The 12,500-nt window shown below is 30.7% G+C and carries 11 protein-coding genes; 7 read left to right on the top strand and 4 right to left on the bottom strand.

The annotated features are described in order from the left end of the window. Positions 1–1,962 carry a sialate O-acetylesterase gene (locus BN853_RS00495; protein WP_157869917.1) on the top strand — a complete coding sequence of 654 codons (1,962 nt, stop codon included), beginning with the start codon at positions 1–3 and terminating at the stop codon, positions 1,960–1,962. 186 nt (positions 1,963–2,148) lie between these two features. Here the strand turns inward: BN853_RS00495 and BN853_RS00500 are convergent, their stop codons facing one another. From BN853_RS00500 to BN853_RS00510, 3 genes are all read right to left on the bottom strand, one after another. Further along, positions 2,149–2,967, bottom strand: a complete 819-nt coding sequence (locus BN853_RS00500) for an SAVED domain-containing protein (protein ID WP_030003995.1) — start codon at positions 2,965–2,967, stop codon at positions 2,149–2,151. A 10-nt stretch (positions 2,968–2,977) separates the two neighbouring features. Continuing rightward, positions 2,978–3,514, bottom strand: coding sequence for a nucleotide-binding domain-containing protein (locus BN853_RS00505; protein ID WP_157869918.1), 537 nt, complete (start codon positions 3,512–3,514; stop codon positions 2,978–2,980). Between the two features lie 281 nt (positions 3,515–3,795). Beyond that, positions 3,796–4,218 (bottom strand): nucleotidyltransferase domain-containing protein, encoded by a 423-nt coding sequence (locus BN853_RS00510; protein WP_030003997.1) that lies wholly within the window; start codon positions 4,216–4,218, stop codon positions 3,796–3,798. 391 nt (positions 4,219–4,609) lie between these two features. Here BN853_RS00510 and BN853_RS00515 point away from each other — a divergent pair, with 391 nt between their 5' ends. From BN853_RS00515 to BN853_RS00530, 5 genes are all read left to right on the top strand, one after another. Then, positions 4,610–5,551, top strand: a complete 942-nt coding sequence (locus tag BN853_RS00515; protein ID WP_030003998.1) for a hypothetical protein — start codon at positions 4,610–4,612, stop codon at positions 5,549–5,551. A 22-nt stretch (positions 5,552–5,573) separates the two neighbouring features. Then, positions 5,574–5,726, top strand: a complete 153-nt coding sequence (locus BN853_RS08995) for a hypothetical protein (protein WP_030003999.1) — start codon at positions 5,574–5,576, stop codon at positions 5,724–5,726. 251 nt (positions 5,727–5,977) lie between these two features. Next, on the top strand, positions 5,978–6,496 hold the full coding sequence (locus BN853_RS00520; protein WP_030004000.1) for a hypothetical protein: 519 nt from the start codon (positions 5,978–5,980) through the stop codon (positions 6,494–6,496). A 51-nt stretch (positions 6,497–6,547) separates the two neighbouring features. Next, complete coding sequence (locus BN853_RS00525; protein WP_030004001.1) at positions 6,548–8,215, top strand: ABC transporter ATP-binding protein; 1,668 nt, start codon at positions 6,548–6,550, stop codon at positions 8,213–8,215. Continuing rightward, positions 8,212–9,858 (top strand): ABC transporter ATP-binding protein, encoded by a 1,647-nt coding sequence (locus BN853_RS00530; RefSeq protein WP_030004002.1) that lies wholly within the window; start codon positions 8,212–8,214, stop codon positions 9,856–9,858. Before BN853_RS00525 ends, BN853_RS00530 begins: the two co-directional genes overlap by 4 nt. A 268-nt stretch (positions 9,859–10,126) precedes the next feature. Here the strand turns inward: BN853_RS00530 and BN853_RS00535 are convergent, their stop codons facing one another. After that, positions 10,127–10,414: a transposase gene (locus tag BN853_RS00535; RefSeq protein ID WP_052591090.1), complete on the bottom strand. Its 288-nt coding sequence runs from the start codon at positions 10,412–10,414 to the stop codon at positions 10,127–10,129. A 619-nt stretch (positions 10,415–11,033) separates the two neighbouring features. On the opposite strand from BN853_RS00535, the gene BN853_RS00540 reads away from it, so the two are divergent. After that, a complete protein-coding gene (locus tag BN853_RS00540; protein WP_030004003.1) occupies positions 11,034–12,500 on the top strand; it encodes a sugar transferase in 1,467 nt (488 codons plus the stop codon).

A 12,500-nucleotide genomic window follows, 5' to 3' on the forward strand; every position in this document is an offset into this window, starting at 1 on the left:
ATGTTAGTTAAAGGCTTATATACCCATGGGGTGGTATTTTCTAAAAACCACCCACTGACGTTTTTAGGTACTTATGAAGAAAATAGCCAAGTACGTATTGAAATTGATCAAGATGGTCATCGGTTGTATGACGACATACACCAGGTATCCAATCAAGGTAAACTTTACGCAAAAACGATCAAACTAAAGGCTTCATATAAAGAAGTAGCCGTTAAAGTGACAACCAAAAACACCACCGAATCGTTTGTTGGCTACGTGGGTGAGGTCTATCTAGGGGCGGGGCAATCAAATATGGCGTATGCGCTTAAATACGATAATCACTTTGATGAAATCCTTGCACAAGAAAACCTACTAAAGGGGATTAAGTGTTTTAGCGTTGCCGATAGCCTTATTGAAAATGACGTGATTAAAAGACCGTTAGAGCCACTCAGTGATTTTATTAAACACGCGACATGGATTGATTCATCGAATCCATCGTTTAGTGACTATTCAGGGTTACTGATTATGCTAGGGTTACTGCACCAAAAAATAAAGGACTACCCAATCGGTTTGATTGACGTCTCAGTGCCTGGTTGTTCGATTGAAGGCTTTTTACCAATTGAAACAATCGAAAATAATCCAACCATTAAATCGTATTTAGAAGAAAACGGGTTTCTAAAATACCCTTTATCAACAATTAATGACTATACAGTAGCTTCGGGTATCTACAATGAAAAGATTGCACCAATCATTGGTTTTCCAATTGATCAGTTCTTGTGGTATCAAGGTGAGCATCACGTGGGTACTAATAGAGAGTATGATTACTATAAAGAAGCGTTAAAAAGACTAATTGAGTCCTATCGTGTGCTCTATCAACAAAAAGTACCTGTGATTCTAATCTATATCAATCAAACATATTACCCACAAGATGACAATTATTCGGTTTCAAGAATCAATTTAGCAATACAAGACAACCAAAATATAGAAGATGAGATTTATGCCATTCCAACGTATGATGTGATTCCAACCTGGAAAAACAGCCATACGAAGGGCATTGAAAATCCGATTCACCCAACCAATAAGTTCTATATCGCAAACCGAATCCATCAAGTGATTCATAAACAATCAAGTCCTGTTTTGGTGACTGAGGTAAGGGTACTAACACACGCGATTGAAATCACGTTTGATCAAAGATTAAAACAAGATAAAGGATTGGTTGAAGGTTTTACAATTGCAGGTGATGATCATATTTATCAGCCAGCAGAAGCACAACTAATTAACCAAAACACCATTATTTTATCTAGTCGGTTTGTTGATCATCCGGTTTATTTCACCTATGCATTTCAGCTTGATAATCACTCGTTTACTTTAAAGTCAACCAAAGGAATGCCTTTACCGATTCTTCATAGTGATGAAGATTTATCTAGAGGGCGTTATTATGCCTATTACGGCTATGAACATTTTAGTCATCTTGATTACTTTGAAACGGCATTTGATCCACTCTATGGTACACCTAGAATTAAACCGCTCTTATTTTTAGGTGAGCTACATCATAATCGTGACCTTAAGATCATCAAAGGAAAACACCACATTCAAATTCATTATCAAGCTAGTGCGCAAAGAGATTATAAAGAACGGTTTGGAGTCTCTCTTGACTTATCAAAGACTGGCTTTCAACTGATGTTTTCTTCTTTCAAGAAAATAGAGTTAAAATCGACATTTGAGTCAAAAGACGAAGTAGCCTTTTTAGGACTCTTATTTAAAGATGTTAGAAATCAAGTATGGCTTGTAAAACCAACAAGTCATAACAAAGTTGATAACGAAGAAGTCTATGAACTTGATTTATGTGAGATTTCTTATGCAGATTTAAATAAAGAGACAATTGAACTTAGTAAATACAATCAAATCAAACAAATGGAGTTGGTGTTTGAAGCGAGTGATAATGCAGTGATTGAACTTGTTTCAATGATTCATCATTTATAGAGATTTAAGAATTAGTTATAGTTAACATAAAACCTTAAAATGGATTTACTGTAACACATAATATTGAACTATATCATTTATTTCTAATATGTTGGACATTAGTTCAAGTAATAATAAAAAAACTCATTGAATTGAGTTTTTTTATAAATGAACGATTAATTGAATCATGAAGTTTAAAATTGGTAATTATTCACTTATTTCACCATTTTGAATATTTAATTTCCATGTATATTTATCTATAATCATTTCATATGCATACACCAATACGTCATACTTGTTTATTGCTTGTCCAATCACGAATGATTGTGATTGACGACTTGCAGAAAATAAGTGTATTTTTTTATAACCTTTCTCTTTAATATCGTTTAAGGTTTTCTTAACTTTGGTATACAAATCATCTAGTAATTCATATGAGAAAACATAATCTATACCTGAATAATTATCGTTTATATAATATTTATCAATGATACCTATTCTCGAACTGACAGAATCAATCACTATTTTATAGGATAAAGATATGATTAATGCGGCTTCTGAAGTATTTTTTGTACTAGGATATTCAACCACTAATCTTGAACACTGGTTTGATTCATACTCAATTAAATAATAATCATTGCGATTTCTGTTATATTCAATAAAACGAATTTTTTCTGTATCGCCTATTGTGTGACCATCTAAAATTGAAAAGGGAACACTAGAAAAACCAGTATAATAAATTGGTGAGTTATACCTTCTTTTTATTAAAGTGAGTTGTATTTTTTTCATTTTATTTAGGTGCTTATATGGATCACTGTGTAAATTTATGTTAGTTAATACAATTTTATTATTCTGAATTTTTTCGAATATCTTTTGTTCATCGACAGGTTTTTTATTGGAATTAATATATATAATATTTTTGTTCTTGGATGAATATCTTACAACAAATCTTGATTTATATTTGTCTACTAAATCAATAAAACTAAATATGTTTAATACTAATTCCGCAAAGATAATACATATTTTCATTATATGCCTCCTAAGAAACTCTTACTTTAAATGGTGTTGAATAGTATTGATGATTAGATTTATCAGTGACTTTTGAAATTACATAGTGAACACCTGAATATGAGGTATGTTCTGTTTTTCTCTTTCTAAGGTTTATTGGTATCTCATCTTCAACTTCAGATGATTCAAATAAGTTACCACGTAGTTGATTAGATTTTCGAGCTTCATACCCTGTATTGACAATTAACCATTCTATTTTTTTGACTTCAATGTACCCAGGAAAGCTGACTTTGAATTCAAGTTTGGTATCCTTTTCAATCACTTCAATGTCTGAATAGTCAACATATGTTTTATAATTTTTACTGAATTTTCTAGCCTTAATTCGAATATCACTGTATTCAGTCGGTCTTTCAATTATATTTTTAAATATTTGAGACTTTTGTACTGCATAATCATAGTAATATTTCTCTGTATCTAATTGCATTTGAGTGTTTATCAAATCACTTAAAGCCTTTGAATTATCTGTTTTAAGCGCTTCAAGTACTCTTGTTAGGTGATATTTAATCATTTTAATCTCATAATCATTATGCAATTCTGTTAAGTCATTGTTAGAATTTGCTGGATCATACAGTCTAATTTCACCTAGTTTTTCTATATCTGAACATACTTTATGTAATTTATCTACGATATCATCATCTTCACAAAAAGTCACATAGTCTACAATGAATAACTCTAATAAGAATGATCTGAATTCAAAATTTAATAGATGTCTTAGTATTTTTATGATTCTAATTACATCTCTATGTTCATACTCAGTAATCTTAGAAATTTGTTTATCAGGATTTGTTTTCAGTTTCTTTTTATCTTTATTACACCATAAAAAACGTCATAAGAAGATTCGTAATTTACATATTTTCCAGGAACGATGTCTATGCGATAATCCCAAGAATAATCATCTTGTTTGCCTAATATTTCTATGGCACTGTTTTTCTTATTTACTATATATGTCTTAGATAAGACTAAATAAGTATCTTCATAAATTTGCTCTAAGGTCATATTCGTTGAATCATCTAGATAACAAAGTAAGTCAATATCTGCATCATAAATGTTAGCAGTTTTTTTAGCTAACGAACCACCTCGTCTAAAATATACTGGAGCATCGAATTGACTACCTAGTAATTTTTTAATATCATCGATAATTGAAGCATTCTCTTGTCTTTGAACGCTTGTTATCTTAGCTTTTTCAAGTAATTCATTTAAGTATTTTTTCATTATCTGCACCTATTAATTATATTTATCCATATAATATTAATTATACAACATTTGATGAAATATGATTAATATATATCTATATTTTGATACAATTAACAATAAATAGGAATTTAAACGATTTTCAATTATTGAAGTTTTCATAAGAAAAGTCATATTATAAGTTGCAAAAAACTTTTATTACAAGAATTTTTATTTGTTTTTGTAGAATTGGTTTGTAGAAATTATGAAATACATTGTGATTCTAGTTTTAATAATTTGATCTGAAATTATTAAGATGTATTTGACAAAAAATACAATAAATATTAAACTAAAGATAGTTATGAAGAATAACTAGGATGGGGTAGCATGGCGTCGTCATGTCCCATCTTTAATTTATATGGGGGATATAATTTTGAGATATTTTAAATACTTAAGTAATAGTGCGTTTAAATTGCATACTGATAGTGTATTTAATGAAAAAAAGCATAGTTTTGAAATTAATCTTTCAAAATCTAGTTCAAAAGTTTATTCGGATTATCAAGAATTAATTAATTATGTTTGTCTAGCTTTTTTAAATTCAATTCTTATTAAAGAGCCTTTAAGAAATGATTCTTCAGATTTATCAAATAAGTTAAATGAGTTTCAGAAACAAAAAGGAAAGCTATCAAGCTCATCAAATGCTTTTCCAGCACTTCAACTTGTCTCAAATGTAATAGATAACAAATCATTTTATGACATAATCGTAAAATCAAAAGTACTAGATGCAGCAAACACAAATAAGCACGCTTTTAAACAAATAGACTTTAATAAGGACATCGTCCAAAAAGCCATATTAGGTTATAATAAAATGATTGAGGTTTTATCGACTGATGTTCAATCTATTATTACTCGAAAATGTATTCTACAAACTTCCGTAGTAAATAAAAACATACCAAAAGTAGAGATCAATACTTCAGTTAATCTCTTAACAGATAAGATAAATAAGAATATAGACATTGTCTCTGAACTAATTAAGCAAATAGATGAATATAATGATGTAAAAAGCATACTTAAAGTAATGAAACAAGTCAATGATTTTAGAGGCATGATTGCAAGATATCAAGAACTAACTGGCCAAAATTATAATAACAAAGGGATCACTATTTACTCCATCGATAAAACACTCAAAAGATTAAAAAGAAAGAAAGCTGAATTGAATATAATAAAATCTAATTTACATAATCAAACACTTTCAAAAAAATACAGTAAAACTAAAAAAGACAGCACAAACACAACAAATGATAAAAATAGTAGAAAAGAATATAGCCTTATTCAAACACTTAAAAAAATTATTAGAAACAAGAGAACTAAATAAAATCATTGAAAGGAATGATATTATGACAATTGGTAAAAAAGATCATACAAAATCTCCTAGTGAAACAAATGGTCCGGTTGTAAAAACAGGGCCAACAAGTGGGAAAAACAGGACAAGAAAATTAACTGGTGAATGGAGAAAAAAAAGGTCTGATTCAGGACAAAAAAGAAAATGATTAGGGTTATACTAGCAATCTTTAATAGATTGCAGTGATGCTAAGTTATTTAAAGTAACGTGTAACTTACTATAAAAATTAATCTAAAATATAATACATTCACTTAATATGTAGTCCGTAAATTATCCAAAAAGAACCCATCCTTAGACACTTTATTAGGAACTGACCCAATATAGTGGTTGGGTTGGGCTTTATAAATTTTTGATACGGACTTAGATAGAATATATGTCGCTGTCTTATCTCAAGTAAGAATGCAGCCAGCAGAATATGTTCTAGATCATCGTTTTTTTAATAAAACAGCAACGATTGTATCAAATGTAAATACACAAGCTGTTCAAAGCATAAAGTATACACCTGGCACATCAACTTCACAAATAACTGAGACCTATGGACAAACAATCAATGGTGGTTTCACAATTAAAGAGGAAGGCGCGAGTGTCTCTCTAGGATTTGCAGTATCTCAAACAAAGAGTATTACTACTGATGAAATCACGATCTCGATACGGACAGTAGATGGTTCTACTACGAGTACAAATCACTTAGAAACTAAGTTTTCGTTTCAACAGTATAAATCCAAGACGGCGACAAATAGAAGTTTGATGAGGTTCAATCAAGTACATGTCTATTATGTTGATAAGACAACTTATTCAAATGATGTTATCGCTACATTTAAAGGTAGTTTATCTGTTTCATTTTACAGGAATGGTTTTTGGAATAATCATACGATGGATGATTATACGCCATTTGAAATAAGAGGTATTAAACTTTAATGTAAAAGAATCAGAGGAATCTATCCATAGTGCCTATAGGAGTGTAAAAAAATGCTAGAAATCAAAGACTTTAAGAAAGTATATGAAGATGAAACAGAAATCACGTATGACACACAGTGTTTTCCAACTCAAGGCCTCATCCATTTTAGTGGCGAAAACGGGATTGGTAAGACAACTTTCTTTAATGTGATAAGCGGCTGTGATAAAGAAGCTAGTTTAGTAATTATAAATGACTCGGTAAGTGAATCAGTTGATCGTTTTAAAAACAGGGTCAGTTATCTTAAACAAGAAGTTCATTTAATTGAAGAAATGACAGGTTATGAAGCACTTATCTTAATGCATCAAATTGAAGGTGTGTTATATGACAAAGACTTAATAAGTGACATACTAGTTAGTCTTAACCTAAACCATGTGATCGATAATCCGGTTAAATCCTATAGTGTCGGACAAAAAAGAAAACTAGAATTCGTTAGACTGTTAATCTCAAGAAAAGAGATTCTTATTCTAGATGAGCCTTTTGCTCAAGTAGATAAAGAATCGGTCGTAGAGATGATGAGTTACTTAGACACCTTATCAAAAGACAAGCTAATCATATATTCGAATCATGAAGCGATCAATGTAACGCCTGTCAATAAGGATATGTTTCAAGTTAAAGAGAAAGCATATGTCGGATTTTTATTTAAACATTTCTTAAAGAAAGGTTATATCTATCAACTACTAACGATGATCATTTTAATCTTAGGGATGTCTATCTTTCTCTTTTATTTGACAACCAACGAAATTAATCAAAGGCACGTCGTTCGTGAGTTTTATCAAACGGTTGATTATGGGTTGTTTGAAAGCCATAAGGCAGATTTAAATGCGTCATTATCAACCGGATTAACCTTGTCATTTGAGACAAGTGATTACATGAGTTCAAACGTGAGTGCTTTAGTATCAAATAGCGTTAATGAGTTATCGCTTTTATATGGCGTTTATCCAAGTGATAAAAATGAGATACTGATGAGTTATCATTTTGCCATCTTTAACACGGATAGATTAGGCATAGAAATGAATTCAATGCTTGGAGAGTGGGTAATGATCGATGAGGTTAGGTATCAAATCAAAGGTATTCTTGATAATCCATTGAAAAGAAATCTATTTACAAGTGATTATCATTATCAAGTGTTCTTGAACACATATCCTGATTTCTATTTAAGAGAAAGTGATCATTTTAATGCCCCACTAAGTCTTAACTTATTAACCAACCATGAGATTGCCAAATTATCAGATAAAGAAACAATGGATAACGGTTATTTTTACTTGTCATTTAATGAGGCGTTAGAATCCGATGGATCACTAAGTATCGCCATATTTATTGTGATGATTGTTATCGTAACGGTGGTTACTTTTACACTAGGTTTAGAAAGAACTAAGCGATTAAAAGCGTTATTTCAAGGCTTATATCATCAAGGCGTCTATAAGAAAAAGTTAATAAGTTCAGTTTTTTGTCTTGAAGTAGTCTTAATCATTTTATCGATCGGTATGAGTTTATTGGTGTCTGCTTACTTGATTGGATTAAGAAATGAAGAAGTAAGAAAGACTTTCTTTATCGATGTTAATGTCTATAAGATAGGCTTTAGTCAATTGATATGGTTAGTAGTACCAGCTTTAGCATTACTACAAGGCATATTCATTGGTATTCGTTATAATTTGAATGGAAATGAGGCGTCTTCATGATTGAAGTTAAGCACTTAACTAAACGAAATAAAGAAAAAACGATCATTGATGACTTCTCGTACACGTTCTTAAAGAATCAGGTGTATATTTTAGAGGGGAAAAATGGCACTGGTAAGTCGACGCTTCTTAAATTGATTACAGGTATGATTAAATCTGATGATGGAAACATCATCGTCAATGGAATAAACACCAATGATGACATAGATGGTGATGCTAGAAGAGACTTAGTATGTTATATTGATCAATCGATTGATTTAATCCATCACTTGAGCATTTATGAGAATCTTGTCCTTGAATCAAAGGTCTTGGATTATCAAGTAGATGAGGTAGAGCTAGATAGGTTACTAAGTTTGTTTAGATTAAACCATCTAAAAGAAAAGAAAGTCAAACACCTATCAGGTGGTCAAAAAAGGATAGTGTCCTTTATTAAGGGGTTATTATCAAATAAGATGATATTGCTATACGATGAAGTGTTATCTTCGATGGATAATAAACGTAAAGAGATTGCTATAGCGTTACTTAAAGAAAATAAAAAGGAAAAGACAATCATCATCACATCGAATGATGAGTTAATGATTGGAACTAAGGTGACACTAAGTGAGAAGTCTACAGCTAGCGTAGGCGAAACCATACCTTATCAAAAAAGAGTAGTTAATAAAGACTTTGTTTTTAGGCAAAAACAGGTCAGTAAAGAGCGAGTACTACTTTATTCGTTATTCGTTATCTTTATGGCAGTTTTTAGTTTAACCATGAACATATCGTTTTATAATCAAGGCAGTCACTTACATCAAACGTTCTTAAAAGAAGAAAATAAGCACGTATTAATCAATAATAGTAAGTTGACATCGCTTGATTCAGTTGAGCTACATAACCATAGCTTATATGAGATTGAAAGAACGACGTTAGAAATTAATGAATCACTTAAGAGCTATGTGATCGGCTATTCGAACGACTTAAACGATAATGAAATTTATCTGATTGAAGCAATGGGCGATGATTACGGTTTAGCTATTAATGATGAATTCATCATTAATAACAAAACCTATGTCATCAAAGATATTTATGCATCACTTGAAAGGATCACACAGCCGGTGATATTCTTTTCTATTGATCAAACATTTGCTGATGGTGTTAAGCTAAATCAATACGCTTCTTATCAGCCAAGTAAGGAAATGTTTGATTATGCTTATCAAAATGGTATTTTTTCTGGCATTATTTTTCTTGGCAATGATTCGATTGATCTTTCAATCAATCAAATGAAGGTGTATCAAATTGGGCTTTACTTTGTTTTTGCATTCTTAGGATTAAGTGTTCTTATTTTGGGGTACTTGTCTTTTAGTAATACAAGAAGTTCATTATATAGAGTTTTATATGTGATGTCCTCTATGGGTGTAGATGATCATACGATTAATCAAGTTCATAAAAAACAATTAAAAGTTCTTTTGTTTTTTTCTTATATCATTGGATTTTTAGTATCACTTGGGTTGGTATATATAATGAATCAGTATTTTAGAAGTGCTAATCAGTTGGCTATTAACCTAATAGGATTTAGTGGACTTGGTATTGTAATACCACTATTTTTCTTTGTCTTAATGTATGTGCTTCTAGGGTATAAGAAAGTTCAAGTAAGAGGCTTGTACTAAACAAATATCTTTAAAAAGTTATTAATTAATTTTATTATAAATTACTTGAATATTCGTGTTTGATGCTAGTATAAATAGCGGATAAGTTAAACATAGAGTGTTCATGCTAAATAATACATGAAAAGGAAGTGAATTAATCAATGGCGAAGACTATATTCACTTGGCGGACGTTTCATCCATTCGTAATAGCCTCCGCGAGACACCTTGAGTATTTTGCATAATAGGCGAACATTATATCGGCGTTTGTGTTCGTGAATAAAAGCGAATCTTACTTCTTTCTTTGCTGCACAAACGCCTCGAATTTTTTTAGGATTTCATTCTCCTCTTTCAGTCGTTTGTTTTCCTGTTCTAAGGTATAAAGTTTAGCTTTATCTGGTAATCGTTTGCCACGCCCCGTAAATGCTTTATTTTTGTATCGTTTATATTCAGCTACCCATCTAGAAACCATGGGTCTAGTTATTCCATATTCTTTGGACACCTGACCCACCGTTGATAGTTCATTAATGATGTCTTTAGCCACTTTAACCTTAAATGCTTTATCATATGTCTTTCTCATACACACCTCATACAGGTATCTTATCTAACTGTCAACATTATTGTATCATGTCCCATACTCTTAATTAAATATGTCCATTTTATTGACTTAGTATCGAACTTAACAACTGATTGAATGAATGATTTATGAAGTAATATATGTGTGAAAGTTTTAGTTCACGGATATTTAGTAAAAAGTAAAAAAAACTATTCATTAATACTTGATTCAAAACGAATTTGCTATTATGATGTAATTAATAAGAAAAATAGTTGATGAATATCAAAGATAATTCAGATAACATGCACCATATAGCGTTTGTAATAAATTATCGTTTTTGAGTGTTCTTAACGACGGTTTAGGTAATCTACTTGATGTTGAAAGTGATTATTATAGCTCATTTATTATATATAAAACTATAATCAAGAGAAAAGCAGTTTTAGAAGGTTTTATTAAACTTAGCACTCAAATTTGAGCGCTAAGTTTGTTTATGTAACTCGATATTATTCGTAACATCGATAACATGCCTATATAAACATAATTTTTGTTAATATGTTATTTATAATTTATTATGTAAAATAACAACATTTGAAATATAATATATCTGTATGTCAATTTATATAACATATGATGGAGGGGTTTCATGTCAAAAGATTTTTTTAAAAAGCATTATGCATTGATTAGATTATTTGAGATTACATTAGACTTGTTTTTTCTTTTATTCTCATTTCTCTTAGTTGTTCAAGTAAAAGCTTATTTCGAGACTGGTGATTTTGTGCAAAGTTTCATTAATATATTTAGTAACTTTTTAGGAGCTAAATTAGAAGTTCTTAGGACTCAAATATTATATATCGTAGTTGCTATTGTTTTATTCATGGTATATCAAGTCTCTGTGACTAAAAAACGTTACAGTCAAGCAATGGCTGGGACGATATTAGCATTAGTGATGACGAATGTTTTTGTTTTTTTCTTGTCTGCAATGATGAAGCGTGTGCTAGTCGATTCTATGACTATAGGTTTTACACTGGTTTCTCAATTAGTATTATTTGCAATTTATAAATATGTGTTTTACCGTATTATTTTAAAGATTGATAAACGTTGTGTGTTAATTATAGGACCAGAAAGTGAAGCTAAGTTAATCGCAACTAAGTTTTTAATGGATAAAGAAGAACACAGGCATTTGAAATATGTTTTATTTGAATCACTTATTAAGGACTCGAATGATTTAATTAAATACATTGACATAGCTGATGATATCATTTTACTTGAAGGGTTAAGCGAACGGTATAAAAATAACATCATGACTTATTGTTTATCTAAGATGCACAAGAGAGTCTATTTAATACCTAAGTTGTATGAGATTAATATTGTGAATTCAAAGATTGATCAAATTAGAGATACACCTGTCTTTGTTTCACAATCCTTACATTTATCTCTGACACAACGTTTTATCAAACGTGCGACAGATATCATTATCGCAATTATTGGATTAATTATATCTGCGCCGATCTTGGCTGTTGTGGCACTTTTGATTAAGTTTAGTGATAAAGGACCGGTGTTTTATAAACAAGAACGTGTAACGAGAAATAATAGATATTTTACGCTCATTAAATTCCGTACGATGATTGTTGATGCTGAAAAACACACAGGTGCTGTGTGGCAATTGGAAAATGATCCTCGTGTTACAAAAATTGGTAAGCTTTTACGCGCTACACGAATTGATGAACTACCACAGCTAATTAATGTGTTAAAAGGTGAGATGTCATTAATAGGGCCAAGACCTGAACGTGAAATATTCATTCAACAATTTGTTCAATCGATTCCTGATTTTAAATTTAGAGTCAATGTTAAGCCAGGTATTACTGGTTTAGCTCAAGTGCTTGGTAAATATAACTCAGAACCCGTGGACAAACTCCGTTTTGATCTACTCTATATCAGAAATTATAGTTTCTTACTAGATATTAAGATTTTATTCTTAACGGTTAAAGCTGTTTTAGATAGAGATGCTTCTGCAACACTAGGTATCCCAAGCTTTGAATCTATATTAGAAAAAGAGAACCTTGTGGCAACGCCATTTATACTGGGTGTAGAAATTAAAAAGGGGCTTTAA

Origin of the sequence: Paracholeplasma brassicae, from assembly GCF_000967915.1 — a bacterium.
Taxonomy (GTDB): Bacteria; Bacillota_I; Bacilli_A; order Acholeplasmatales; family UBA5453; genus Paracholeplasma; species Paracholeplasma brassicae.

Coding starts and splice junctions, on each gene's coding strand:
- BN853_RS00495 (WP_157869917.1), top strand. CDS start 1: ATGTTAGTTAAAGGCTTATATACCCATGGGGTGGTATTTTCTAAAAAC.
- BN853_RS00510 (WP_030003997.1), bottom strand. CDS start 4,218: ATGAAAAAATACTTAAATGAATTACTTGAAAAAGCTAAGATAACAAGC.
- BN853_RS00540 (WP_030004003.1), top strand. CDS start 11,034: ATGTCAAAAGATTTTTTTAAAAAGCATTATGCATTGATTAGATTATTT.
- BN853_RS00500 (WP_030003995.1), bottom strand. CDS start 2,967: ATGAAAATATGTATTATCTTTGCGGAATTAGTATTAAACATATTTAGT.
- BN853_RS00535 (WP_052591090.1), bottom strand. CDS start 10,414: ATGAGAAAGACATATGATAAAGCATTTAAGGTTAAAGTGGCTAAAGAC.
- BN853_RS00525 (WP_030004001.1), top strand. CDS start 6,548: ATGCTAGAAATCAAAGACTTTAAGAAAGTATATGAAGATGAAACAGAA.
- BN853_RS00505 (WP_157869918.1), bottom strand. CDS start 3,514: ATGATTAAATATCACCTAACAAGAGTACTTGAAGCGCTTAAAACAGAT.
- BN853_RS00520 (WP_030004000.1), top strand. CDS start 5,978: ATGCAGCCAGCAGAATATGTTCTAGATCATCGTTTTTTTAATAAAACA.
- BN853_RS00530 (WP_030004002.1), top strand. CDS start 8,212: ATGATTGAAGTTAAGCACTTAACTAAACGAAATAAAGAAAAAACGATC.
- BN853_RS08995 (WP_030003999.1), top strand. CDS start 5,574: ATGACAATTGGTAAAAAAGATCATACAAAATCTCCTAGTGAAACAAAT.